The sequence below is a fragment of the Caulobacter mirabilis genome (assembly GCF_002749615.1).
Taxonomy (GTDB): Bacteria; Pseudomonadota; Alphaproteobacteria; order Caulobacterales; family Caulobacteraceae; genus Caulobacter; species Caulobacter mirabilis.
The window spans coordinates 1,095,450-1,118,813 of the sequence record NZ_CP024201.1 but is presented as its reverse complement, the minus strand read 5'-3'; the positions used below and the strand labels follow the sequence as shown (position 1 = coordinate 1,118,813).

Here is a 23,364-nt window from a genome sequence, read left to right as displayed (position 1 = left end):
CGATTGCGCCCATAAGGCTATGCCGCCCGCACGCTGACCAGGAACCCGTCCACCGCCTCGCGCAGGCTGTCGGCCTCTCGCTCCAGCGCCTGGGAGGCGGCGACCACCTCGCTGGAGCTCTGGCCGGTATGCTTGGCCGCGTCATGGACGATGACGATGTCGCGCGAGACCGCCTCGGCGCCGGTGGCGGCCTCGTGGGTGTTGCGGGCGATGTCGCGGGTCGTGGCCGCCTGCTCGTCGACGGAGTCCTTGATGGCGGCCGACACTCCGGCCAGGTCCTCGATGATCCGGCGGATGTCCTCGATGGCGCCGGCCGACTCGCGGGCGATCCGCTGCATGCCGCCGATCTGGTCGCGCGCCTGTTCGGCGGTGCGGGCGGTCTGGGCGGCGAGGCGCTTGATCTCGTCGGCGACCACGGCGAAGCCCTTGCCGGCGTCCCCGGCCCGGGCGCTCTCGATGGTCGCGTTGATCGACAGCATGTTGGTCTGGGCGGCGATCTCGGAGATCAGGCTGACCAGGGCGCCGACCGTCTCGGCCGAGGCGGCCAGCTGGCCCAGGGTCTCGTTGGCGGCCTGGGCCCGAACCACGGCCTCGTCGGTCATCACGCTGGAACGGGTCACCCGGCCGGCGATCTCCGCCACCGAGGCGCCGATCTGCTCGGTCGAGGCGGCGACCATCGAGACGTTGCTCGTCGCCTGCTGCGCGGCGGCGGCCACGCGGGTGGAGCGGTCGCTGGTCTGGCCGGCGATCTCAGCCATCGAGCGCGCCGTCGCCTCCAGCTGGCAGGCCGCCGAAGCGACCCGTTCGGCGATGCCGGAGACCGCCCCCTCGAAGCGATCGGCCAGGTCTTGAAGCATCTGCTGACGCTCGACCTCGGCCTGGCGCAGCGCCTCGCGACGGGCCTCCTCGGCGGCGTCGAGATAGATGGAGATGGCGAAGTCCATGTCGAGCATGGCCGCCCGGATCAGAGCCCCGACCAGCTCGCTGGTCTTCTCCGGCCCGACCGGCTTCTGGCCGAAGCGCGGCTTGCCCGGCCAGTCGCGGGTCAGGGCCTCCCTGACCAGGCCTTCGAGCACAACCGCATAGCCGCCGATGTACCAGCGCGGCTCCAGCCCGATGCGGGCGTGGGTCTGGCCGATGGCGCGGACGCTGTCGACGTAGCCGGCGTCGTACTCGGCCTGCGCGATGCGGCTCCAGTGCTTGCGCTGGGCGCCGTGGGCGCCGCGGATATGGTCCTCGCTGCGGAAGAAGCGGCGGGTCTCCGGCGTGGCGCGGATGGTGTCGTAGAAGCGGTCGAGGATCGCCGGCAGCACGGCGTCGACGAAGGCGGCCTCCGCCTTCAGAGCCCGACGCGCCTCAGCGTCCAGCCCGATGAACGCGAGGCGCTCGCTGAGCTGCTGATCCTGGGTCGACATCTGAAAGCCCTCGCACTGACGCGGGGATACCCAGACGATCCGTACGGTTAGCTCCGCCTTAATTTCGGAAGCGATCGCCCAACTATCGGCAGAACGCCGGTCTCGCCGCCCCCCTGATCGGACTGTCAGGCCAGCGACACCTTGTCGGCCTGCATTCGGATTTCGCGCAGCGCCGGACCGAGCCGGTCCGGCCCTTCCGGCTGGCCGTCGCAGTTGACCACCATCGCCACGGTGAAACCGGTGTCGACGATGCTGTGCAGCGAGGACGAGAAACCCTGGATGCCGCCGCCGTGCGACACGATGGTCCGGCCGTCGGCCTCGCCGATGTTCAGGCCGAAGCCGTAGCGGACCGGGGTCTTGTCCTTTCCGGTTAGCGAGATCGGCAGCTCGCCCTTGGAAGTCCGTCCGGGCGTCAGCATGGTCTTCAGGCTCTCGGGCTTCAGCGCCTTCCCGCCCAGCAGCGCGGCGTGCCAGCGGCACATGTCCTCCGGCGTCGAGCGGATCGCGCCAGCCGCGCCCGGATAGGTCATCGAGATGAAGGAGCAGTTCTTCCAACCGCCCTTCGGCTTGGCGGAATAGCCGGAGACGCGGCCAGGTACGATATCCGCAGCGTCGTCCACGGCGGTGTTCGACAGTCCCAGCGGATCGAACAGGCGGGTCTTCATGAACTCCGCCCAGGGCATGCCCGAGGCGGTCTCGATGACCAGGCCCAGCAGGACGTAGGCGGTGTTGCTGTAGGCCCAGGCCTCCCCCGGCTCGAACCGCTTCATCGGGTTCGTCGTCTTCATCTCGGCCAGGAGTTCGGCGCGGTCGTAGTCCCGCCGAGCGTCCTGGAGGAAGGCCCGCAGGCTCGGCTTGTTGGTGTAGTTGCCCAGGCCCGAGGTATGGGTGAGCATCTGCCGAAGGGTGACGGTGTCGGCGAGCGGGAAGTCCGGCAGGAAGCGGCTGAGCTTGTCGTCCACCGACAGCTTGCCGTCCTCCTGCAGCAGCAGGAAGGCCGCGCCGGTGTACTGCTTGGTCACCGAGCCGATCTTCCAGATGTTGCGCGTCGTCGCCGGGGTCGCCGTCTCCAGATTGGCCGAGCCGTAGGCCCTGGAGAAGAGGATCTCCCCGCGCCGGGCGAAGGCCAGGGTCAGGCCCGGCGTCAGCCCGTCGGCCACGACCTTGGCCGCCATGGCGTCGAGGCCGGACCAGTCCTTGCCGCCGCCCGCCGGCTGAGCCGTCGCCCGGGCCGCGGCCAGGGCGCCCGCCGCTCCGATCACCCCTGCAAAGGCGCCGCGCCGCGTCAGAGTCATGATCCTCTCCCCCCATTTGTCAGGGCGAGACCGTAGCAGCGGCGCCAGGGCCGCCAACTTAAGGAACGGTAACGTCGTTACTTGCGGAAATGGGCGTGGATCCGCTCGGCCAGGGCGGCGCTGACGCCGTCGACCTTCATCAGGTCCTCGACCGTGGCTTTGCCGACCTCGCGAGCAGAGCCGAAGGCATGCAGCAGCGCCTTCTTGCGGCCGGGCCCGACCCCCTCGATCTCGTCGAGCGGATTGCGCTTCATCTCCATGGTGCGCCGGGTGCGGTGGGCGCCGATGGCGAAGCGGTGCGCCTCGTCGCGCAGGCGCTGCAGGTAGTAGAGCACCGGCGACTTCGGCTCGAGCATGAACGGCGTGCGGCCCGGGATGAAGAACCGCTCCAGCCCCGCGTCGCGGTCCGGGCCCTTCGCCACTCCGACCACCGCGATGTCGTCGACGCCCAGATCGGCCATCACCTCCAGCACCGCGTCGAGCTGGCCCTGGCCGCCGTCGATCAGCACCAGATCCGGGCGGGCGCTGTCGTCGCCGGACTCCTCCTCCTTGACGAGGCGCGAGAAGCGGCGGCGCAGAACCTCCTTCATCATGCCGTAGTCGTCGCCGGGGGTGAGCTCGGTCCCCTTGATGTTGAACTTGCGGTACTGGTTCTTCTCGAAGCCCTCTGGCCCGGCCACGACCATGCCGCCGATGGCGTTGGTGCCCATGATGTGGCTGTTGTCGTAGACCTCGATCCGTTCCGGCGGCGCTTCGAGTCCGAAAGCCTCGGCCACGCCGGCCAGCAGCTTCGACTGCGCCGAGCCCTCGGCCATCTTGCGGCCCAGGGCCTCGCGCGCGTTCAGCGCCGCCTGGTCGACCAGGCCCTTCTTCTCGCCGCGCTGCGGACGAGCGATCTCGACCTTGCGCCCGGCCTTCATCGAGAAGGCCTCGGTGAACAGCTCGTGCTCGTGCGGCAGGACGTTGACCAGAACCTGCCGCGGGATCGGCTTGTCGTCGTAGAACTGGCCGATGAAGGCGCTCATCACCTCGGCGTCGGTGTCGGCCTTGTCCACGCGCGGGAAGTAGGCGCGGTTGCCCCAGTTCTGGCCGGCGCGGAAGAAGAACACCTGGACGCAGGCCTGGCCGCCCTCGGCGTGCAGGGCGAAGACGTCCGCCTCCTCGACGCTTTCCGGGTTCACCTGGGTCTCGGCGGCCACCGCCGACAGCGCCCGGATCCGATCCCGCAGCCGCGCCGCCCGCTCGAACTCCAGGTCGTCCGAGGCGGCCTGCATCTCCTGCGACATCCGGCCCATCACCGCCCGGCTCTTGCCGCGCAGGAAGGCCTCGGCCTCCTCGACCAGCTTGCCGTAGTCGTCCAGCGCGATCAGGCCTGTGCAGGGAGCCGCACAACGGCGGATCTGGTGCAGCATGCAGGGCCGGGTGCGGCTCTCGTAGACGCTGTCCGAACAGGATCGCAGCAGGAAGGCCTTCTGCAGGGTGTTCAGGGTGCGGTTCACAGCCCCGGCGCTGGCGAACGGGCCGAAGTAGTCGCCCTTGATGGTGTGCGCCCCGCGATGCTTGCGCAGCTGCGCAGCCGGATGCTCGCGCCGGATGACGATCTCGGGGAAACTCTTGTCGTCGCGCAGCAGGACGTTGAAGCGCGGCTTCATCGTCTTGATCAGATTGATCTCGAGCAGCAGCGCGTCGGCTTCCGTCCGCGTCTGGGCGAACTCCATGGCCCGGGTCAGGTCGACCATGTGGGCGATACGGTTGGTGTGGAAACGCCCTTGGGCGTACTGCACGACCCGCTTCTTCAGCGAACGCGCCTTGCCGACGTACAGCACTTCGCCGTCGTCGCCGATCATGCGGTAGACGCCGGGCGAATCCGGCAGCCGCCTGGCGTGGTCGGCGATCAGCGCCGCGCCCGACAGGGCGGTCTCGGCGGAGGAAGGGACGGCGTCATCGGTCACAGGCCGAATATAGGAGAGTCGGCCGCGCGATGCGCGGGGCCGATCACGTCCTAGCCGCGGATGAAGTGCGGGATGAACCGCGAGGTGTTGCGCGTGACCCGGCCCGGGTCCTCCCGCAGGCCGATGCCGGCGGGCTCGTTCCCGACCAGCCAGGAGCCGATGATCACGTGCTGCCCGTCGAAATTCGGCGGCGGCCGCAACGCCTGGAGGATGTGCCGGCCGTCGCCATAGCCGCCGTCGTCCATGCCCGCGCTGACGCCCGCGTCCACCAGCTCGACGTTGGCGCCTTCGCGGGAGAACAGCGGCTTGCGCGCATAGCTGTCGCCCAACGCCGCGCGTTTCGGGTCGTCCTCGAAATAGGCTTCCAGGAGGTTGGGGTGGCCGGCGTGCCGTTCCCAGAGCAGCGGCAGGATGGCCTTGTTGGACAGGATGCTCTTCCAGGCCGGCTCCAGCACGGCCACCTCCGCGCCCGGCAGCGGGGCGGCGTAGTCGTCGCGGAGCATCTGCTCCCAGGGATACAGCTTGAAGATCGCGCTGATCAGCCAGTTCTCGTGGTCGACGAAGCGGCCGTCGGCGTTCAGGCCGATCTGGTCGATGGCGACGAACTGCGGGTCCAGACCGGCCTGGCGCGCGAGATCTTCGAGGAACCGCACCGTCTGGCGATCCTCGACGAAGTCGGCGTCGGAGCTGAAATGGACGAAGCCGCCGTTCGGGAAGATGGTCTTGAACCGGTCGACGAGCTTTTCGTGCAGGCTGTTGAACTGGTCCGCGTCGGCCGGCAGAACGCCGGCCGCGATCTGGTCCTCCAGCCAGAGCCACTGGAACACCGCCGTCTCGTAGACGCTGGTCGGGGTGTCGGCGTTGTACTCGTAGAGCTTGGCCGGCCCGGTTCCGTCATAGGCGAAGTCGAAGCGGCCGTAGAGCGACGGCGCGCTCCGGCGCCAGCTGTCGGAGACGTAGTCGCGCATCGCCTCCGGGATCTCCAGCTGCTCCATCAGGCGTTCCGACTGGACCGCCTCGGCGACCAGATCGAGGCAGAGCCCCTGCAGCTCGGCCGTCGGCGCTTCGATTCCCTCCTCGATCTCCTCGAGCGAGAAGGCGTAGGCCGCCGACTCGTCCCAGTAGAGCTTTCCGTCGTCGTGCCGCCAGGTGAAGCCGACGGCCTGGGCCTTGGCGTCCCAGTCGGGCCGGGGATCGAAACGCAGACGCTCCATACTCAGGCGGGGTCCTTGTCCTTGGACGAGACGGACTGGCCGATCCGCGGGGTGACGACCGTCACCTCCTCGCGCCGGCTCAGACGCGCCAGCACGTCGTCGGCCGAGGCCTGGCCGGGCAGGATGCCGGCGTCGCGCAGCTTGGCGTCGAGGTCGGCGCCGGTGCGCTTGTCCTCCAGCTCCTGGCCGGCGCGCAGCTTCTCCTCCTGAACGGCCTGACGCTGCTTGATGCGCTGGAGGCTGTCGGCGGCCGAGCCGATCCGCGATTGGGCGCCGGCGGAGTTCAGGGCGACCGAGGCCTGGGCGCGCTGCACCGACTCGTTGACCTTCACGATGTCGATCTCGCGACGCAGCGTCTCGATCTTCTGGTCCGTCGCGGCGATGGCCGACCGCAGGCGAGCCTCGGCCGTCTTCATGTCCTCGATCATCGGACCGCGCTTGTCGATCTCGGTCTCGATATCGGCGATGCGCTGGGCGACTTCCCGGGCCAGGTCTTCCTTGCCCTGGTCGAGGGCGGCGCGGGCGGAGCTCTCGTACTTGCCGATCTGGTCCAGGAAGCTCTGCATCTCGCTTTCCGCCATGCGGCGGCGGGCGACCAGGCCGGCGAGGTCGTCGCGCGCCTTGCCCTGGGCGTTGTCGGCGTCGCGGATTTCCTGGTCGAGGATCTTCAGCGCGTTGGCGTCGACCACATTCTGGGCGGCGTCATGCGCGGTTCCGCGGAACAGGGCGGACAGTTTTCTCAGCATGGACATGGGGGATCTTCCGAAATCAGGCGGCGTCGGCCGCGAAGGTTTCGCGCAGCTCGGTCGCGTCGATCGCGTTCTCGGCCAGGGTGCGCAGCTCGATGAGAATGGTCTGGAGCGTGGTCTTGCACGACAGCTCGCCCATCAGCTCATAAATGTCCTCGTCGCCGATGGTGGTGATCGCGAAGTTCGACAGCGGCACCACGCGCTGGGCCTTCAGCAGGAACTCGTTGAACTGGGCGCGGTTGCCCTGCTCGGCGACCGGCCACAGCAACACCGAACAGACGATCTGGGCCCCGCCGACGCTGAGGTAGATCGGCAGGTCTCCGTACTCGTGCATCGTCGCCAGAAGCACCGGCTCGGCGCCCTCCAGCACCCGGACGGTCATCTCGCCGTCGCGCACGAGGTCGGAGGTCTCCAGCGCCGCCTTTATGGTCGGCACGGTCCAGGGGGTTTCAATCACGGCGTCCATCTTGTGGTCTGCTCCGGAGCGGGAAGTCGAACGACTGGGACGGGGACGCAGCTCGGGCGCCCTCGTGGATTCTGTAACGATGGCCCGGACCGCCGCCTTGATGTCCTCTCGAGCGGACTCCGGGGCCCAGATCTCGATCTTCACCATTCCGGCCGCCTTCCGCGCCTGTCGCCAGGCCCGGATGCGGTCATTCGCGGTGTTGGACGTTGATCTGGGCATGTTTCATGTAACGCGTAACATGAACGCTTGACTTCGGCTAGGCGGTTCGACCAGTGTTATATCAAGGGGAAGGGTGATGGTGCTGGCGCGCATCAGATTGGCGCAAGTTTTCGACCGGGCGCTCCACGCCGCGGCCGACATGCATTGGCGCATGCTGGCCGGGTTGATCGTGCTCCACGCGGCGTCCTCATGGCTGATGCTGTCGATCGCCGACGAAACCAAGCTCCAGGCGCCGGCGGACTTCTTCTACTGGTACGCGACCACCGCCTACACCGTCGGCTATGGCGACATCAGTCCGCAAGGATCGGCGGGCCGGCTCATCACGGCGCTCTGGGTCTTCCCGGGCGCCATCGCCGCCTTCACCACCGTGGTCGCCAAGGTGCTCGGCTCGATCGGCGACGTCTGGCGCGCCCGACGGGCGGGCAAAGGAGATTTTTCAAGGATGACCGGCAGCATCCTCCTGATCGGCTATGACGCGGCGCGCACGCCGAAGATGATCGACGAGCTGTGCACCGAGGAGACGCCGGGGCGGACCCTCATCCTGCTCACGCGCCAGACCATCCTCGAGCCCGATCCGCGCGTCCGCTACGTGCAGAGCGAAAGCCTGACCTCCGCCGCGGCGCTGACCCGCGCCGGCGCGGCGGCGGCGGACCGCATCCTGGTCTATGCGTCCAGCGACGCCGACACCCTGGCGGCGACCCTGGCGGCGGCGGCCGTGGCCTCGCCCTCGGCCCATATCGTCTGCTTCTTCGAAGAGACCGACAACGCCCGGCTGCTGGCCCAGCACTGCCCGGCCGTAGAAGTGGTCGTGGCCTCGGGCGCCGAGCTGCTGGCCCGAGCCGCCTCAGACCCTGGGGCGAGCCAGGTGATCGGCGCCCTGACCAGCCACCTGGACGAGGGCGCGACCCTGTTCAGCCTGACCTGGGACAGCGCCCAGCGGCCGACCGGCGAACTGACGCGCCGGCTGTGGGAGCGCAGCGCGACCCTGCTGGCGCTCCAGCCGGCGGGGCAGACCGAGCCGCGCTTCAACCCCAGCCCCGACACGCTCGTATCCACCGGCGACCGGCTGTTCTATGTCGCCAGCGCGCGCCTGGACTCCCGGGCGCTGGCGGAGGCCTAGGCATGTTCGGCAAGCTGTTCGGCGGCAAGAAGAACAACGAGCCGGAGCGCCGGCTGGCGGAAGTGCGCGACATCACCGTCGGCCGCGCCGTCGCGCTGGATCCGCTCGCCTGGCGACGGTTGGGCGACGAGACCGTGTTCGCGTTGGACCGCGACGCCCTGGACATCACCGCCCAGGGGTTGATCACCCTGGACAGCGGCCAGTTCGTCCATCGCTTCTACACCGACGACCACATCATGCTGCAGGCGATGAGCGACGATGCGGCCGGCGAGGAGAGCTACGACTTCAGCCTCTTCATCCCCTGGCGCTCGGCCTACCCTTCCAGCGAGCGGGAGCGGCGGGTCTGGCGGGACCGCCTGTCCGAGCCGGTGTTCCGGGGCGCGGCCGAAGACCTTTCGGACTATCCGCGGTTCTGGTTCTCGGAAAGCGACGCCATCCAGCCGCCGGTCACCCTCTGGGAGACCATCTGGGACGACCGCGCCGCGATCCGCCCCTACGCGAAGATCTTCCAGACCTGCATGCTGTTCGCCCGCGAGCTGTCGAGCGGACGCGAACTGATGCTGGCCCTGGAGCAGCAGCCGGACGGCGGCGAGACCACACACGAGATCATGATCGGCATCCCGCTGGAGATGGCCGAGTTCCGCGCCTGAGCGCGCATTGGGAGAGTTTCCATGTTTGACTGGTTCGCGTTTCAGCAGGGCGCCGTCGCCTTCCTGATCGCCTTCGCCGCCGCGGGGATCTTCACCCTGGCGTTCAAAATCATCTACCAGTGGGTCACGCCCTATCATGAGCGCTCCCTGATCCGGGAGGGCAACCCGGCCGCCGCGATCACCCTGGGCGGCGCCCTGATCGGCTATGTCCTGCCCCTGGCGTCGGCGCTGTCGCACACCGTCAGCCTGCCCGAGTTCGCCGCCTGGGCGGTTCTGGCCGGCGTGATCCAGGTCGTCGCCTTCGTCGTCATCAGCCGCCTGGCGTTCCGGAACTTCGTCGCGCGGATCGAGGCCGGCGAGATCGCGGCCGGCCTGTACATGGCCTCCGTGTCCATCTGCATCGGGCTGCTGAACGCCGCCTGCATGACGGCCTGACCGCCATGTCCCAGCCAAACGCGCCAGAAGCCACGACGCCGCGCCGCCTGAAGCGCTCTCGGGTCCTCCACGTCAGCGGCCTGATGGCCACGGCCAGCTTCACGCTCGCCGCCTGCGATTCATCGACGCCCTCGTCGCAGCTCAACTCAGCCGTGGAGACGGCCTCAGCCTATACCTCCCTGGCCGAGTGCAAGACCGAGGGCAAGCTGTCCGCCGACCAGTGCGACAAGGCCTTCGCCGACGCCCAGAAGCAGGCCGCCAGCACGGCCCCGCGCTTCTGGACCAAGGAGGAGTGCGAGAACAGCTGGGGGTCCGGGCAGTGCCAGGTGAACAACTCCGGCTCGGGGTCGTTCTTCACCCCGCTGGTGACGGGCTTCGTCATCGGCCAGCTGCTCAGCGACGGCCGGTCTTACGGGACCCGCCCGCTCTACCGGGAATGCACGTACCGCTATTCCAACGGCTCCTGCGAGGCCCGCTACGGCAACGGCTACGGCGGCGGATACGTCTATCGCGACTACAGCACCGGCAAGACGTCCGTGAAGGCCAGCGACTACGGCCTCGAGAAGGCGCCGGCCCGCGTTCAGAGCCGGACGTCGGTGGTGTCCCGCGGCGGCTTCGGCGGCGGCGGCCGCGGCTACGGCGGCTGATCGACCTCAAGGACTAGGGGCCGCCCGGCGCTCGGGCGGCCCCTCTTCAGATCACCACCAGGGCGGCTCCATGCCGCCGTCGCCGCAGTAGAAGATCTCCGTGGTGTCGTAGTAGGGCGACGGAACGTAGGCCCGCAGGACGAACCTGTGCTCGCCCCAGCCGCCGCAGCCGCGGTCGGAGACCTCGCCCAGCGGAATCGTCTTCGCCGCATCGGCGTAATAGACGTAGTGGTAGCCGGTCAGATTGGGATCGTAGCCCTGAGCCTGGCTGGCCGACCCCATGAAAGCGAGGATCGCCGCTCCGGCGATCACCTTGACCTTGCTGATCATACGCTCCTCCCAAGATGAGCGCTTTTGCGCGCTGAGTTCAGAAGAGCGGCGCCCTCTCGGGTATGCAACCTAAAGTTTCTTTTGAAACAAATTCTCTCAAAACGAACGTTCCACACACGGCGCGGATCGACATCACATCGAGAACTCTATCTTGAGAATGATTCTTAGAATCTCTTGCATCTGATAACCAGTCGCACTACGCCCTGCCGCCAGACGCCGACTGGGCGTCGGGGCTGTTGGATTCAGGGGGTAGCGTTGCGTTGTTCGAGTTCCACTTCGGGTCGCGCGGGCTCCGCGCTGATGGTTCTGCTGTTGGCGGGGACGGCCCTCGCCTCCCCCGCCCTCGCCCGGACTGCTGATGAAGCCGAGACCTCCACCGACGTCGAAGGCGTGGTCGTCACCGGCCACCGCAACGGCTACCAGGCCGGACAGACCGCCTCCGCCGCCAAACTGCCGCTCAGCCTGAAGGAAACGCCACAGTCGGTGACGGTGATCACCCGCGAGCGGATGGACGACTTCGCCCTGTCCTCGATCTCCGCAGTCCTGGAGCAGACCACCGGCATCACCGTCCAGGAGCTGGACTCCAACCGAGTCGGCTTCAGCTCGCGAGGCTTCGCCATCGCCAACTTCCAGGCCGACGGCGTGCCGACCAGTTACTCGTCCGGCAACAGCGTGATGAACGACACCGCCATCTACGAGCGGGTCGAGGTGGTGCGCGGCGCCACCGGCCTGGTCACCGGCTCTGGCGATCCGTCCGCCACCGTCAATCTGATCCGCAAGGCGCCGACCAAGGACATCGTCGGCAGCGTCGGCCTGACCGCCGGCAGCTGGGGACGCGGCCGGATCGAGACCGACCTGTCCGGCCCGGTGTTCGCCGACGGCAAGGTCCGGGCGCGGCTGGTGACCGGCTTCGAGAAGCGGCAGTCCTACTTCGACCTCTACGAGGAGAAGAAGACCCTCGGCCTTCTGGCTGTCGAGGCGGATGTGACCGACACGACCCTGGTGCGGGTCGGCTACGACTACCTGGAGGTCACCCCCAAGGGCACGACCTGGGGCACGACCCCGCTCTACTACCGTGACGGCACGCCGACCAACCTGCCGCGCAGCTACAACGTCGCGGCCAAGTGGAGCACCTGGGACCGCAACTCCGAGAACCTGTACGGCGTGGTCGAACAACAGCTGCCGGGCGACTGGACCCTGCGGGCGGCGGTGAACCGGCGCGAGAGCGAGTCCACCGCCCTCCTGTTCTACGGCTACGGCGGCTATCCGAACCGCCAGACCGGCGCCGGCCTGACCGTCGCCGACTACTACAACGTCTACCAGGAGGAAGAGACGGGCTTCGACATCTACGCCTCCGGGCCGTTCGAGCTGTTCGGGCGCAAGCACGAGCTGGTCTTCGGCGCCAACGGCTACGAGCGCGACGGGACGACCCTGGACACGGGAATCAGAGAACCTCGCCCCTATCCCATGACCATTCCCGACATCCGGACCTGGACCGGGAACATCCCCAAGCCGACGACCTTCAACACCGGCAAGCCGCTGCAGATCGCGCGGACCAAGGAGACCGGCGTCTACGGCGCGCTGCGCCTGAACCCGACCGACCGGCTGAAGGTCATCCTGGGCGCGCGCAGCAGCCAGTGGGAAACGCGGACCGACCACTACGTGGCCGGCGCCTATGCACGCACCACCGGCAAATACGCCGAGGACCGGCTGACGCCCTATGTCGGGGTGATCTTCGACGTCACGTCGAACATCTCGGCCTACGCGTCCTACTCGGACCTGTTCAAGCCGCAGAGCAACAAGGACAAGCACAACGAGCAGCTGCCGCCGGTCATCGGCTCGAACTACGAGACGGGGCTGAAGGGCGAGTTCTTCGAGGGCAAGCTGTACGTCGCGGCGGCCGGCTTCTTCGTGAAGCAGGAGAACCTGGCCGAGGTCGACCCGACCGTTCCGGACGGCTTCCTGCTGCCCGACGGCAGCACCGCCTACCGCGCCGTCCCGGGCGCCGAGACCCGCGGCTTCGAGCTCGAGGTCGCCGGCTCGATCACCGACCGCTGGCGGGTTCAGGGCGGCTACACCTACGCCTACACCGAGAACCAGGCGGCGCTGCGGATCAACACCCTCAACCCGCGCAACATCGCCCGCCTCTACACCACCTACGACCTGGACGGCCTGTGGGGCGGCGTCCTTGACGGCCTGACTGTCGGCGGCGGACTGAACTGGCAGAGCGAAATCTACACCCTGGCCACCATCCCGACGTCGAACACCACCACCGTCCGGACCAATGTGCGCCAGGATTCGTATGTGCTGGCCAACCTGATGGCGCGCTACCGGGTCAACGACCACGTCTCGCTGTCGGTCAACGTCGACAACCTGTTCGACAAGACCTACTGGCGCCGCGTCGGCTTCTACAACGGCGGCTACTATGGCGAGCCGCGCAAGATCACCGTCACCCTGCGCACGGCGTTCTGATGGCCGCCGCCAAGCGCAAGGAAGGTCCGACCTGGCTCCGGCGGCTGGACGTCGCCGGCCGCGCCGTCGCCGCCATCGGCGTCGGCTACGTCTTCGCCTCGCTGGCGACGGCGGTGCTGGCCAAGCTGCTGCCTGGCGGGCCGATCGAGGCGACGATCGCCGCCACCACCCTGTCGTTCGCCATCTATGTCACGGTCGTCGTCTGGTGCTTCGCCGAGCCGAAGAGCTGGCGGCTGTGGGCCGGGCTGGCCGGCGGCTGCGCGGCCCTGGGCGGCGTGCTGTGGATCGCGCTGATCCTGGAGCCCCGGCTATGAACGGCGCCTTCCGTCAGTCGATGGCCTGGCTCCACACCTGGACCGGACTGCTCGTCGGCTGGGTCCTGTTCGCGATGTTCACGACCGGGACGGCCACCTACTTCCGGCCCGAGATCACCCGCTGGATGGAGCCGGAGACCGGCATGCCGGCCAGCCCGTCGGTCGCGGCGGCCGGCGCGCTGGCCTTCCTTCAGGCCAAGGCCCCCGACGCCAAGAGCTGGAGCATCACCCTGCCGGACGAACGGTCCTCGACCGTCAATGTCTTCTGGGAGCCGCAGCCCAAGGCCGGCGAAGAGGACAAGCCCCGTCGCCGCCGGCGCGGCTCGGACACCAGCGCCGTCCTCGATGCGGCCACCGGCGAGGTGGTGAAGCCCCGCGAGACCCGCGGCGGGGAGTTCTTCTACCGGTTCCATTTCCAGATGCACTACATGCCGGTCATCGCCGGCCGCTGGGTGGCGGGCTTCTGCGCCATGTTCATGCTGGCGGCGATCGTCTCCGGCGTGATCACCCACAAGCGCATCTTCAAGGACTTCTTCACCTTCCGGCCCGGCAAGGCGGCGCAGCGGTCCTGGCTGGACGCCCACAACCTGACCGCGGTCCTGGCGCTGCCGTTCCACGCCATGATCACCTACACCGGCCTGGTCACGCTGATGGCGCTCTACATGCCGTGGGGGGCGCTGGCGAACTACAAGACCGAGGACGCCTTCTTCGAGCAGCTGTTCCCGCAGACCGAGGCGGTCGAGCGCAGCGGCGTCGCCGTCGGCCCACCGCCCCTGACCCTGGTGCTGGACGAGGCGGCCCGGACCTGGGGCGGCGGCCGCTCCTGGATCGTCGGCGTCAGCAACCCCGGCGACGCGACCTCGACCATCGAGGTGACCCGCCACACCGGCGACCAGCTGTCCAACCGCAGCGGCTCGCTGACCTTCGACGCCCGCGGCAAGCTGGTCTCCAGCAGCGCCAAGGCCGGCCCGGCGGCCGTGACCAGCGGCGCGATGTACGGCCTGCACATGGGCCGGTTCGCCAAGCCGCTGCTGCGCTGGCTCTACTTCGTCTGCGCCCTGACCGGCTGCGCCATGGTCGCCACCGGCCTGATCCTGTGGACCGTCAAGCGACGCCAGCAGCTGCCCGATCCGGAGAAACCCTACTTCGGCTTCCGCCTGGTCGAGCGGCTGAACATCGGGACCATCGCCGGCGTCCCGGCCGGGATGGCGATGATGCTGTGGGCCAACCGCCTGCTGCCCGTCGAGATGGCGACCCGCTCGCCATGGGAGGTGCACGCCGTCTTCGTCGGCTGGGGCGGGATGATCCTCTATGCCTGCCTGCGCCCGACCAAGAAGGCTTGGGTCGAGACCCTGTCGGCCGCGGCCGCCCTGGTCGCCCTGCTGCCGGTGGTCAGCGCGATCACGACGCCGAACCGCAACCTGCTCGCCAACCTGCTGCGCGGGGACTGGGCCATGGTCGCGTTCGACCTGACCCTCGTGACGCTGGGCGCCGGCCTGGCCTTCTGCGCCTGGAAGGCGGCGCGCTACAAGCCGGCGGTCAAGGCCAAACGCAAGCCGCCCGCGCCGGCGCCGGCCGCCGCGGTGACCGAGGAGGCCGCCTGATGATCGGTCTCGCCGCCCTCCTCTTCGCCTACGCCGGCTTCACCGGCGTCTGCGCCTCGATGGCCAAGCATCAGCCGGACCTGCTGGGGCGCAAGCTCGAGCCCCTCCGCCAGAAGCAGATCCGCTGGGCCGGGATCGCCGGCCTCGCCGCCGCCTACGGCTGCACGGTCGTCGCCTCCGGCTGGAAGTTCGGCTCGGTGCAATGGGTTGGGGCGATCATAGCCGCCGCCCTGGCGGTCACCCTGCTGATCCCCTACAGCCCCCGGCTGGCCGCCCGGGCGGCGCCGGGCGCGGCCTTCGTCGCGGCGATGCTGCTGGCGAGCGGACTGCTGGTGCGGATCGGGTAGGCGTCAGGCCCGTCTGCGCCGTCCTCGCATCCTAACCGCAGGCGGGAGTCTTCTCCGGCGTCGCCTTGAGCCCCCCCGCCACCACCTGGATCACCGGCTCAGGCCAGTGTTCGTAGGAGACGAGGCCTGCGGGGATGGTGCAGACTGAGGTCTTCGCCGGCGGCTGCGGCTTGCCGCCGGCGATCCGCACGATGAAGGCGTTGTACTGCAGCGCCTCGCCCGTCCCGTTCTCGACCTTCAGGATCGAGCCGACGTCGCGGCGGGCGTTGAGCGCGAGTCGGACAGTGCCCGGCGACGTGCCGTTGAGCGTCTCGGCGCGGCCTCCGTTGGCGGGCGGCGCGACATCTTCGACGCTGATCCGCTCGACATGATCGAGGACATAGCTCCCGTCAGGCTGTCGACGCAGCGTGGCGCGCTCGCCGATGGCCAGGTTCAGCGTGCCTTGGACGAACGCCGATCGTGTCGCCGGCTGGCCACTCGGCGTTGCGGGCTTGACCCCTGGCGTCTGCGCCTTGCTGGCGAGGGCCAGGGCGAAAAGAACGGCGGTCAGCATGGGGCGCTCCGGCGATGTCGCCGAAGCTCAACCTGCACGCGCCGCTCCGTCAAGCGTCAGCCCGCGGTCGGCGGGGTGTAGTGGACCTGGGCGCCCGGCCCGAGCGGCAGGTCGAGCAGCACCCAGCCGACGGTCATGGCGATGCCGACCGCCATGAAGCTCAGCGCATAGGGCAGCATCAGCGCCAGCAGCGAGCCCACGCCCATGGTCCCGTCCCAGCGCCGGCTGAAGGCCAGGATCAGCGGGAAGTAGCTCATCAGCGGGGTCATGATGTTGGTGTAGCTGTCGCCCATCCGATAGGCGGCGGTGGTCATCTCGGGGCTGACGCCCAGCAGCATGAACATCGGCACCACCACCGGCGACAGGGCGCTCCACTTGGCCGAGGCCGAGCCGATGAACAGGTCCAGGAACGACGACAGCAGCAGCACGCAGACCAGCAGCAGGGCCGCCGGCAGGGCCATGGCCTGCAGGGCCTCGGCGCCGTTGATGGCGATGATCGGGCCGATCCGCGACCAGTTGAACATGGCCACGAAGTGGGCCGCGAAGAACACGAAGACGAGGTACGGCGCCATGGTCCGGACCCCGTGCTGCATCATCTTCACGACATCGTCCGCCGACTTCACCACGCCGACGGCGCGGCCGAAGACGATGCCGGTCAGCAGGAACAGCAGGAAGAAGCCGGCGATCAGCGAGGCGTAGAGCGGCTGCAGCCGGGCGGTGCCCTTGGCTTCCTCGTTGATGAAGGGGGTGTAGCCCGGCCAGAGCGCCATGGCCGCGAAGAAGGCGATGATGCCCAGGGCGACCAGACCGGCGCGGCGCAGGCCCTTGCGCTCCTCCGCCGTGACCTCGGCCTTGTCGAGGTCGGCGCGCAGCTCCTCGTCGACCACGCCGCCCCATTTGCCGAGCCGCGGCTCGACCACCTTGTCGGTGATGAACCAGACGATCGGGGTGAACAGAACGACGATGGCGCAGATGTAGTACCAGTTGCCCAGCGGGTTCATCGTCCAGGTCGGGTCGACGATCCGCGCCGCCTCCTGGGTGAAGCTGAGCAGCAGGACGTCGATCTGGCCGGGCATCAGGTTGCCGGCGTAGCCGCCCGACACCGCCGCGAAGGCCGCCGCCAGACCGGCCAGCGGATGTCGCCCGGCCACCGCGAACACGATCGCCGCCAAGGGGATGAACACAACATAGGCGGCGTCCGAGGCGTGGTGCGAGACCATGCCGATCACCGCCACGATCGGGGTCAGCAGCCCCTTGTGAGCGTTGCGCAGCGAGGCGCGGATCAGGGCCGAGAACAGGCCGGTCCGCTCGGCCACCGCGGCGCCGATCATGATCGTCAGCACCAGGCCCAGCGGCGCGAAGCCCGCGAAGGTCTTCGGCATCTCGGTGAACAGCTTGGCCACGTTCTCCTCGGAGAACAGGCTGGACGCCCGATAGGTCAGAACCCCATTGGCCAGCTCGGCGTGCTCCGGCGCCTTGGAGCCGGAATAGGGCAGCGAGGCTTCCCAGCCCATCGCCGAGCCGATCGCCGACAGCACCATCAGCGCCAGGATCAGATAGACGAAGATGATCGTCGGGTCCGGCAGCAGGTTGCCCGCACGCTCGACGAAGCCGAGGAAGCCGCGCTGGCGGCCGGGCTGTGATGCTTCACTCATGGGGGATGGTTACTCCGACACGGTCAGCGCGACGTCGCCGACGGGGTCGGCCGCTCATTGCGGCGGCAACCTGAAGAAATCTTGCCGCGACGTCCACCCTCAACGGCTCGATCAGCCCCGGACGAAACGGGCGTCGTCGAAAATCAGGCTGTTTTCGCCGTCGAAGCGGATGGTCTGCCCCTGGAAGGGCACGAGTTCGACCCGGATGGTCTCGGGCTGGTCGAAGGCCTCGGCGACCGCGCTCATTACGCCGATCTTCGCGGTCAGGAGGTCGCCAGCCTGCGCGATCACCAGCGTTCCCAGGCCGGGGTTCACATAGGCTCCGGCGTAGTCGGCCCGCGGCCGGGACAGCGTCCAGGGTCGCGCCGCCCGCTCCGCCTTGGCCGCCGCCAGGCCGGCCTGCCGCTTGTCCCGCCGCGCGGTCAGCGTCCCGAGCTCGCCTTCGTAAGGCGCCCGCAGGTCGACGCGGCCGGCGAAGCGATCGTAGACGTAGTTGGCGACCACATCGGCGAGCTCGCCCGCGACCAGATCCTCGTTGACCAGCACGACCACGCCCAACCGCCGGTCGGGCATGAACGAGACATGGGACCGCGAGCCCGAGAAGTTGCCGAAGTGGTGGATAAAACGATCCTCGCCGTACCGTCCCGTCTGCCATCCCAGGCCGTAGCCGTCGCGCTGATAGGCGCCGAACCGGCGGTCCTGGGCCACGCGCGAGCGGTGGGTCGAGGCGACCCTCCCGGCGGGGAAGACACGGCGGCCGCCGAAGGCGCCGTCGTTGATCTGGAGCCTCAGCCAGCGGGCCATGTCGTTGGCGGTCGAGACCAACCCGCCGGCCGACTGCATGGTCGCGTCGACCTTCTGCAAAGGGCTGGGCGTCGCGCCCCCGGCGTCCAGGCCGAAGTGGCCGACGGCGACCGTCCCCCGAGCCCTCGCCTTCGACACCCAGGGCGTGGTGCGGGCCATGCCGGCCGGCGTCAGCACCCGGTCGCGCACCAGCGCGCGCCAGTCGCGGCCGTCTCGCCTCTCCAGCAGGGTGGTGGCGATGTTGTAGCCGGCGTTGGCATAGCGGAAGACACCGTGCGGCGCATCGGCGACGGTCTTGGTCTGCGCCAGCAAGGCCTGGAGTTGCGGCGGCGTGTGCTCGCCCGAATAGGCCGTGCGAAAGGCGATCGGCGCGTTGTCCAGACCGGAGCGGTGGCTCAGCAGGTCTTCGAGCGTGACCGAGGCGGCCATCTCCGACGGGAGGGCCGAGCCGGGAAAGGCCAGCGACAAAGCATCGGCCAGGCCGAGTCCGCCCCTGTCCGCCTCAAGCGCGATGGCCAGGGCCGTAAACGACTTGGTCGCCGAGGCGATGTAGAAACCGGTGTCGGCGTCGATGGGCGTCCCGGCGCGCACGTCGGCGACCCCGTATCCGCCGGTCATGACGACTCGGTCGCCCTCGACGACGGCGAGGGACAGGCCGGGGACGACGACCGTTCTCGCCATCGCCGCGCGCACGAAGGCGTCGATGTCGGCGACCTCATCCCGACGCTCGACCGGCGCGGCCAACGCGGCGGACGCGGGCGGTCCGGCCGCCAGCGATATCGCGGACGCGGTGAACGATCGACGGGTGAGGTCGGGAGTAATGCGCATGCGTGGGAGCCCCTTTCCCACCTAGAGGCGCGGACAGGCCCGTTTGGATGCAGGCCTTCGTCAGAACTGGCGGCGCCGGCGCTACCGTCCCTTCCAGTCCGGCTTGCGCTTCTCGCCCCAGGCGGCGACGCCCTCGCGGCGGTCGTCGGTGGGGGTCAGGGCGTCGTAGTGCTCCAGCTCGACCTTGATCGCCGCCTCGCCGGACAGGACCCGCGTCGCGTCCAGGGTGCGGCGGATGTTGCGGATCGACAGCGGGGCGTTGCCAGCGATCTTGCAGGCCGTCGCCACGGCCTCCGGGACCAGGTCGGCCGGGGCGCAGACGCGGTTGACCACGCCATAGCCGGCGCCCTCTTCCGCCGTGAACGGATCGCCGGTCAGCAGAATCTCGCGGGCGCGGCGCTCGCCGGCGGCGCGGGCCAGATTCTGAACCCCGCCCAGGCCCGGCATGATGCCCAGTTTCACTTCCGGCAGGGCGAACCGGGCGCCCTGGGCGGCGTAGACGAAGTCGCAGTTCAGGGCGATCTCGCAGCCGCCGCCGTAGGCCGCGCCGTTGACCGCGCAGATCACCGGGACCGGCAGGGCGACCAGGGCGTCGCGCATGGCCTCGAACAGGCGGTGCTGGTCGACCCACTGATCGTCGGTCATGCCGTCCCGCTCCTTCAGGTCGGCGCCGGCGCAGAAGATCTTGCCCCCCGCCCCGGTCAGCACGATCGCCCGCGCCGCGCCGGGCTCGCCCAGCTGTCGCCAGAGGGCGAGCAGTTCGAGCGCCATCTTGGTCGACAGGGAGTTCCCCGCCGCCGGGCGGTTCAGGGCGACGACGATCACGCCGTCCCCGGCGTCCTCGATGAGCAGGGTCTCGTGGGTCATGGGAATGGCCATAGCGGGCGGAGGGGACGTCGCCAATCCTGTGATCCTCTCCCTTGGGAGAGGGGGACCATGCGTAGCATGGTGGAGAGGGCCAACGGTCTTGGACCCCCTCCACCACCCTTCGGGTGGTCCCCCTCCCCCAAGAGGGGAGGATCAGGAGCGGATCACCGCGTCCCGTACAGCCGATCCCCCGCGTCTCCCAGGCCCGGCACGATGTAGCCGTGGTCGTCCAGGCCGCGGTCGATGCCCGCGCACCAGATCGGCACGTCCGGGTGGTCGCCGCGCAGGGCCTCGATGCCTTCCGGCGCGGCCAGGATGCAGACGAAGCGCAGGTCTCGGGCGCCGGCTTCCTTCAGCCGCTCGAGCGCCGCGCGGGCGCTGACGCCGGTGGCCAGCATCGGGTCGATGACGATCACCTGCCGCTCGGCCAGGGACTCGGAGACCTTGAAATAGTACTCCACCGCCGCCCGGGTCTGGGGATCGCGGTAGAGGCCGACGTGCGCCACCCGCGCCGACGGCACCAGGTTCAGCATGCCTTCCAGCATCCCCTCCCCGGCCCGCAGGATCGAGGCGAAGACCAGCTTCTTGCCCGCGATCTCGGGCGCGGTGGTGACTTCCAGCGGGGTCTCGACCTCGCGCTGGGTCAGGGCCAGGTCGCGGGTGACTTCGTAGCAGAGCAGGGTCGCGATCTCGCGGACCAGCTCGCGGAAGGTCTTGGTCGAGGTGTTCCGGTCGCGCAGCCGGGTCAGCTTGTGCTGGACCAGCGGATGGTCGACCAGGGTTACGCCTTGGGGCGCCTTCATCAGAATACGGTTCCGTCGCTGGTGATCTTCAGGGGCGGGCCGCCGTCGCTGCGGCGCTCGCGGGCCAGGCGGCGGCCGGCGGCCCAGGTGCCGCCCTCCAGCACCTTGGCCATGGGGAAGTCGGCCTCCGACACGCCGAGCCGCTCGCGGACCAGCGGTGCGATGCGGTCGAGCAGCGCCACGGTCAGCGACCGCCAGGCCACGACCAGCGGGTCGGACACGGCATGGACGCGGTCGAGGTCGGCCGGGTCCTTGAGGATCATCACCCCGTCGTCGAGGAACAGGCCGCCGTTGCGGTACTCGGCCAGGCCGGTGAGTCCGTCGATGTCCGTCACCTCTACGCCCGCTGCCTGCAGCGGCTCGATCAGGCTGTAGGCCAGCCATTGCGAGAGCTTGTGGATCGGAACCAGGCCCAGGCTCGGATGCTTCCAGGTGTCCCCCAGGGGGGCGCCGTCGAGGACCAGGCGGTTCTCCCAGATCGGGCCCAGCCGCTCGAGCAGGACTTCCAGGATCGCCGGCGCCGGCAACTGGTCGTCTTCGGCCCGGGCCAACATGGCGTCGTAGAGGTCGCCCGGCCGTCCGACCGCCGCGCCCAGGCGGCGGATCAGAGCGGCGCGTCCCTCCAGCCCGAGCAAGGGATTGCCGTTGGAGACCTGGAACGCCGTCGCCAGGATCGTCGCGTCGAACCGCTCCAGAGCGTCGGCGCGCAGCGGATCCTCCGCCGAGGCCGACAGCACGCCCGACTGGAACAGCCGCAGCGAGGCGACGCCCAGGCCTTCCGAGCGGGCCAGGGTCTGGCCGGTCTCCGTGTCGTGGTAGCGCCAATCCGGCCCGGCGCCAGCGTCAAGCAGCACCGAGACGATGACCAGGTCGAAGGCGGCGCGGGCCCGGACGGCGGCGTCCGGCCAGGCTGTGCGGGCGTCCAGCTCGGCCCACAGGTCGCGGCCGTTGGCCGTGAAGTGCCGCCAGCGGGCGTGGAACGGAACCTCCAGTGTCGGGTATTGGGCGCGGATCACCTCGGCCACGACCTGCGCCGTGTGCGGCAGGCGATCGAGGTCCACGCGCCAGTCCGGCAGGTCGCCGGCGAGGGCGAGATCGAGCATGGCGTCGGCGGCGCGGCGGACGGCTCCGGCGGTAAGCAGAAACCTCACATCGTCAGCCATGGCGAGCAGCCTTCGCTCCCTGAGGGGAGATGTTCGCGAAGCGTACGTATCCCCGTGAAAGCAGCCGTCTCGGGGACACGTACCGGCTGCGCCGGAACATGTCCCCGGCGTCCTCAGAACTCGCCAAGATCGCGCCCCACGGTCTTCTTCAGGTCTTCTTCCGTCGGCGCGCCTTCGGGCGTGTAGTAGCCGGCGGCCTTCTTGGCCTCCATCTCGACCGAGGCGTCGTCGGGGATCAGATAGGCCGGGATCGGCACGCGCTCGCCGATCTGGATGCCGCCCTCAACCAGGGCGTCGTGCTTCATGTTGGACATCGAGACGAAGCGGTCGATCCGCTTGATGCCCAGCCAGTGCAGAACGTCCGGCATCAGCTGCTGGAAGCGGGCGTCCTGAACCCCGGCGACGCATTCGGTGCGCTCGAAATAGGTCGCCGCCTGGTCGCCGCCGGGCTGCCGCTTGCGGGCGTTGTAGACCAGGAACTTGGTCACCTCGCCCAGGGCCCGGCCTTCCTTGCGGTTGTAGACGATCAGGCCCGCGCCGCCGGCCTGGGCCTCGGCGATGCATTCCTCGATGCCATGCGTCAGGTAGGGCCGACAGGTGCAGATGTCCGAGCCGAACACGTCACTGCCATTGCACTCGTCATGGACGCGGCAGGTCAGACGGCGGTTGGGGTCGGCGATCGCGGCCGGGTCGCCGAAGATGTAGAGGGTGATGCCCCCGATCGGCGGCAGGAAGACCTTCAGATCCGGCCGGGTGACCAGTTCGGGGTACATGCCGCCGGTCTGTTCGAACAGGGTCCGGCGCAGCTGGGTCTCGTCGACGCCGAAACGCTCGGCCACGCCCGGCAGATGCCAGACCGGGTCGATCGCCGCCTTGGTCACCGCCACGTCGCGGCTCTCATGGATCACCGTCCCGTCGATCTTCAGCCGGCCGGCGTCGATGGCCTGGCCGATCTCGGGCAGGGTCAGGCGGGCCTTGGTGATGGCGATGGTCGGCCGGATGTCGGCGCCTTCGGCGATCTCCTGGGCGAAGTCCAGCTGGACGCGGTGGCCCCAAGGGTCCAGCGAGACGATCCTGTGCGGATCGCCCCACTGCTCGAACGGGCCGACCTCGACCACCGGCGCGGTGTCGGTCAGGTCCGGCCGGACCAGCGGGTTCAGCGCGCCCGAGGCGATGGCCAGCGAGCGGTAGATGGAATAGGCGCCGCCGTGGGCGCCGATGGCGTTGCGGTCGGGGCCGGCGTTGGCGGTGGCGACCACTGGGCCGCGCTCGCGGGCGGTCGGCGCGCCCCAATGCAGGGGGAAACGGATCGCGGCGCCTGCCTGCGGGTGCGAGGTCAGGCGGATATGGCCTTGCTTGTTGGTCGGCATTCTTCCCTGTGCGCTCTTCGGGCGCCTCCAAATGGAAAAGGCCCCGCGCCGGGTTTCGCCGGCGAGGAGCCTTTGAGCGGGGATCGTGCGCT

General features: G+C 69.2%; 22 protein-coding genes. 8 read left to right on the top strand and 14 right to left on the bottom strand.

Annotated features, from left to right (window positions below; genetic code table 11):
* Window positions 1–17 precede the first annotated feature (17 nt).
* The 6 genes from CSW64_RS05470 to CSW64_RS05445 all read right to left on the bottom strand — a co-directional run bounded on the left by CSW64_RS05470 (window position 18) and on the right by CSW64_RS05445 (window position 7,091).
* Window positions 18–1,415, bottom strand: a complete 1,398-nt coding sequence (locus CSW64_RS05470) for a globin-coupled sensor protein (protein ID WP_099621158.1) — start codon at window positions 1,413–1,415, stop codon at window positions 18–20.
* 125 nt (window positions 1,416–1,540) lie between these two features.
* A complete protein-coding gene (locus tag CSW64_RS05465; protein ID WP_099621157.1) occupies window positions 1,541–2,710 on the bottom strand; it encodes a serine hydrolase domain-containing protein in 1,170 nt (389 codons plus the stop codon).
* A 77-nt stretch (window positions 2,711–2,787) separates the two neighbouring features.
* The gene (uvrC, locus tag CSW64_RS05460; protein ID WP_216361237.1) at window positions 2,788–4,662 is read right to left on the bottom strand and encodes an excinuclease ABC subunit UvrC; all 1,875 of its coding nucleotides are present in this window, start codon (window positions 4,660–4,662) and stop codon (window positions 2,788–2,790) included.
* Between the two features lie 50 nt (window positions 4,663–4,712).
* Window positions 4,713–5,876, bottom strand: a complete 1,164-nt coding sequence (locus CSW64_RS05455) for a glutathionylspermidine synthase family protein (protein WP_099621156.1) — start codon at window positions 5,874–5,876, stop codon at window positions 4,713–4,715.
* A 2-nt stretch (window positions 5,877–5,878) separates the two neighbouring features.
* A complete protein-coding gene (locus CSW64_RS05450; RefSeq protein WP_099621155.1) occupies window positions 5,879–6,628 on the bottom strand; it encodes a PspA/IM30 family protein in 750 nt (249 codons plus the stop codon).
* 16 nt (window positions 6,629–6,644) lie between these two features.
* Entirely contained in the window at window positions 6,645–7,091 is a 447-nt protein-coding gene (locus CSW64_RS05445; protein WP_245863838.1) for a YjfI family protein, read from the bottom strand.
* A 316-nt stretch (window positions 7,092–7,407) separates the two neighbouring features.
* Between CSW64_RS05445 and CSW64_RS05440 the strand changes: the two genes are divergently transcribed.
* The 4 genes from CSW64_RS05440 to CSW64_RS05425 are packed head-to-tail and all read left to right on the top strand — an operon-like array spanning window position 7,408 to window position 10,162.
* Entirely contained in the window at window positions 7,408–8,430 is a 1,023-nt protein-coding gene (locus tag CSW64_RS05440; RefSeq protein ID WP_172448461.1) for a potassium channel family protein, read from the top strand.
* A gap of 2 nt (window positions 8,431–8,432) precedes the next feature.
* Window positions 8,433–9,080, top strand: coding sequence for a YjfK family protein (locus CSW64_RS05435; protein WP_099621152.1), 648 nt, complete (start codon window positions 8,433–8,435; stop codon window positions 9,078–9,080).
* A gap of 21 nt (window positions 9,081–9,101) precedes the next feature.
* Entirely contained in the window at window positions 9,102–9,515 is a 414-nt protein-coding gene (locus CSW64_RS05430; RefSeq protein WP_099621151.1) for a DUF350 domain-containing protein, read from the top strand.
* Window positions 9,516–9,520: 5 nt separating this feature from the next.
* Entirely contained in the window at window positions 9,521–10,162 is a 642-nt protein-coding gene (locus CSW64_RS05425; protein ID WP_099621150.1) for a DUF1190 domain-containing protein, read from the top strand.
* Between the two features lie 51 nt (window positions 10,163–10,213).
* On the opposite strand, the gene CSW64_RS05420 is transcribed toward CSW64_RS05425, so the two are convergent.
* Window positions 10,214–10,492: a hypothetical protein gene (locus CSW64_RS05420; protein ID WP_099621149.1), complete on the bottom strand. Its 279-nt coding sequence runs from the start codon at window positions 10,490–10,492 to the stop codon at window positions 10,214–10,216.
* A gap of 300 nt (window positions 10,493–10,792) precedes the next feature.
* Here CSW64_RS05420 and CSW64_RS05415 point away from each other — a divergent pair, with 300 nt between their 5' ends.
* The 4 genes from CSW64_RS05415 to CSW64_RS05400 are packed head-to-tail and all read left to right on the top strand — an operon-like array spanning window position 10,793 to window position 15,229.
* On the top strand, window positions 10,793–12,964 hold the full coding sequence (locus CSW64_RS05415; protein WP_099621148.1) for a TonB-dependent siderophore receptor: 2,172 nt from the start codon (window positions 10,793–10,795) through the stop codon (window positions 12,962–12,964).
* Window positions 12,964–13,278 (top strand): iron transporter, encoded by a 315-nt coding sequence (locus CSW64_RS05410; RefSeq protein ID WP_099621147.1) that lies wholly within the window; start codon window positions 12,964–12,966, stop codon window positions 13,276–13,278. The genes CSW64_RS05415 and CSW64_RS05410 overlap by 1 nt, the downstream gene beginning before the upstream one ends.
* Window positions 13,275–14,882, top strand: a complete 1,608-nt coding sequence (locus CSW64_RS05405; protein ID WP_099621146.1) for a PepSY-associated TM helix domain-containing protein — start codon at window positions 13,275–13,277, stop codon at window positions 14,880–14,882. Before CSW64_RS05410 ends, CSW64_RS05405 begins: the two co-directional genes overlap by 4 nt.
* The gene (locus tag CSW64_RS05400; RefSeq protein ID WP_099621145.1) at window positions 14,882–15,229 is read left to right on the top strand and encodes a DUF3325 domain-containing protein; all 348 of its coding nucleotides are present in this window, start codon (window positions 14,882–14,884) and stop codon (window positions 15,227–15,229) included. The genes CSW64_RS05405 and CSW64_RS05400 overlap by 1 nt, the downstream gene beginning before the upstream one ends.
* Before the next feature lie 31 nt (window positions 15,230–15,260).
* On the opposite strand, the gene CSW64_RS05395 is transcribed toward CSW64_RS05400, so the two are convergent.
* The 7 genes from CSW64_RS05395 to CSW64_RS05365 all read right to left on the bottom strand — a co-directional run bounded on the left by CSW64_RS05395 (window position 15,261) and on the right by CSW64_RS05365 (window position 23,272).
* Complete coding sequence (locus CSW64_RS05395; protein WP_099621144.1) at window positions 15,261–15,782, bottom strand: hypothetical protein; 522 nt, start codon at window positions 15,780–15,782, stop codon at window positions 15,261–15,263.
* Window positions 15,783–15,838: 56 nt separating this feature from the next.
* The gene (locus tag CSW64_RS05390; RefSeq protein ID WP_099621143.1) at window positions 15,839–17,437 is read right to left on the bottom strand and encodes an AbgT family transporter; all 1,599 of its coding nucleotides are present in this window, start codon (window positions 17,435–17,437) and stop codon (window positions 15,839–15,841) included.
* Window positions 17,438–17,548: 111 nt separating this feature from the next.
* Window positions 17,549–19,069 (bottom strand): serine hydrolase domain-containing protein, encoded by a 1,521-nt coding sequence (locus CSW64_RS05385; RefSeq protein ID WP_099621142.1) that lies wholly within the window; start codon window positions 19,067–19,069, stop codon window positions 17,549–17,551.
* An 81-nt stretch (window positions 19,070–19,150) separates the two neighbouring features.
* Window positions 19,151–19,936 carry an enoyl-CoA hydratase/isomerase family protein gene (locus tag CSW64_RS05380; RefSeq protein ID WP_099624126.1) on the bottom strand — a complete coding sequence of 262 codons (786 nt, stop codon included), beginning with the start codon at window positions 19,934–19,936 and terminating at the stop codon, window positions 19,151–19,153.
* A gap of 164 nt (window positions 19,937–20,100) precedes the next feature.
* Complete coding sequence (upp, locus tag CSW64_RS05375) at window positions 20,101–20,739, bottom strand: uracil phosphoribosyltransferase (protein ID WP_099621141.1); 639 nt, start codon at window positions 20,737–20,739, stop codon at window positions 20,101–20,103.
* A complete protein-coding gene (locus tag CSW64_RS05370; protein ID WP_099621140.1) occupies window positions 20,739–21,902 on the bottom strand; it encodes a DUF1688 family protein in 1,164 nt (387 codons plus the stop codon). Before CSW64_RS05370 ends, upp begins: the two co-directional genes overlap by 1 nt.
* Before the next feature lie 113 nt (window positions 21,903–22,015).
* On the bottom strand, window positions 22,016–23,272 hold the full coding sequence (locus CSW64_RS05365; protein ID WP_099621139.1) for a GTP cyclohydrolase II: 1,257 nt from the start codon (window positions 23,270–23,272) through the stop codon (window positions 22,016–22,018).
* Window positions 23,273–23,364 lie beyond the last annotated feature (92 nt).

Excerpts from the sequence above, each read along its gene's own strand:
- CSW64_RS05470 (WP_099621158.1), bottom strand. The coding sequence starts at position 1,415 with ATGTCGACCCAGGATCAGCAGCTCAGCGAGCGCCTCGCGTTCATCGGG.
- CSW64_RS05465 (WP_099621157.1), bottom strand. The coding sequence starts at position 2,710 with ATGACTCTGACGCGGCGCGGCGCCTTTGCAGGGGTGATCGGAGCGGCG.
- CSW64_RS05455 (WP_099621156.1), bottom strand. The coding sequence starts at position 5,876 with ATGGAGCGTCTGCGTTTCGATCCCCGGCCCGACTGGGACGCCAAGGCC.
- CSW64_RS05450 (WP_099621155.1), bottom strand. The coding sequence starts at position 6,628 with ATGTCCATGCTGAGAAAACTGTCCGCCCTGTTCCGCGGAACCGCGCAT.
- CSW64_RS05445 (WP_245863838.1), bottom strand. The coding sequence starts at position 7,091 with ATGGACGCCGTGATTGAAACCCCCTGGACCGTGCCGACCATAAAGGCG.
- CSW64_RS05435 (WP_099621152.1), top strand. The coding sequence starts at position 8,433 with ATGTTCGGCAAGCTGTTCGGCGGCAAGAAGAACAACGAGCCGGAGCGC.
- CSW64_RS05430 (WP_099621151.1), top strand. The coding sequence starts at position 9,102 with ATGTTTGACTGGTTCGCGTTTCAGCAGGGCGCCGTCGCCTTCCTGATC.
- CSW64_RS05425 (WP_099621150.1), top strand. The coding sequence starts at position 9,521 with ATGTCCCAGCCAAACGCGCCAGAAGCCACGACGCCGCGCCGCCTGAAG.
- CSW64_RS05420 (WP_099621149.1), bottom strand. The coding sequence starts at position 10,492 with ATGATCAGCAAGGTCAAGGTGATCGCCGGAGCGGCGATCCTCGCTTTC.
- CSW64_RS05415 (WP_099621148.1), top strand. The coding sequence starts at position 10,793 with ATGGTTCTGCTGTTGGCGGGGACGGCCCTCGCCTCCCCCGCCCTCGCC.
- CSW64_RS05410 (WP_099621147.1), top strand. The coding sequence starts at position 12,964 with ATGGCCGCCGCCAAGCGCAAGGAAGGTCCGACCTGGCTCCGGCGGCTG.
- CSW64_RS05405 (WP_099621146.1), top strand. The coding sequence starts at position 13,275 with ATGAACGGCGCCTTCCGTCAGTCGATGGCCTGGCTCCACACCTGGACC.
- CSW64_RS05400 (WP_099621145.1), top strand. The coding sequence starts at position 14,882 with ATGATCGGTCTCGCCGCCCTCCTCTTCGCCTACGCCGGCTTCACCGGC.
- CSW64_RS05395 (WP_099621144.1), bottom strand. The coding sequence starts at position 15,782 with ATGCTGACCGCCGTTCTTTTCGCCCTGGCCCTCGCCAGCAAGGCGCAG.
- CSW64_RS05390 (WP_099621143.1), bottom strand. The coding sequence starts at position 17,437 with ATGAGTGAAGCATCACAGCCCGGCCGCCAGCGCGGCTTCCTCGGCTTC.
- CSW64_RS05385 (WP_099621142.1), bottom strand. The coding sequence starts at position 19,069 with ATGCGCATTACTCCCGACCTCACCCGTCGATCGTTCACCGCGTCCGCG.
- CSW64_RS05380 (WP_099624126.1), bottom strand. The coding sequence starts at position 19,936 with ATGACCCACGAGACCCTGCTCATCGAGGACGCCGGGGACGGCGTGATC.
- upp (WP_099621141.1), bottom strand. The coding sequence starts at position 20,739 with ATGAAGGCGCCCCAAGGCGTAACCCTGGTCGACCATCCGCTGGTCCAG.
- CSW64_RS05370 (WP_099621140.1), bottom strand. The coding sequence starts at position 21,902 with ATGGCTGACGATGTGAGGTTTCTGCTTACCGCCGGAGCCGTCCGCCGC.
- CSW64_RS05365 (WP_099621139.1), bottom strand. The coding sequence starts at position 23,272 with ATGCCGACCAACAAGCAAGGCCATATCCGCCTGACCTCGCACCCGCAG.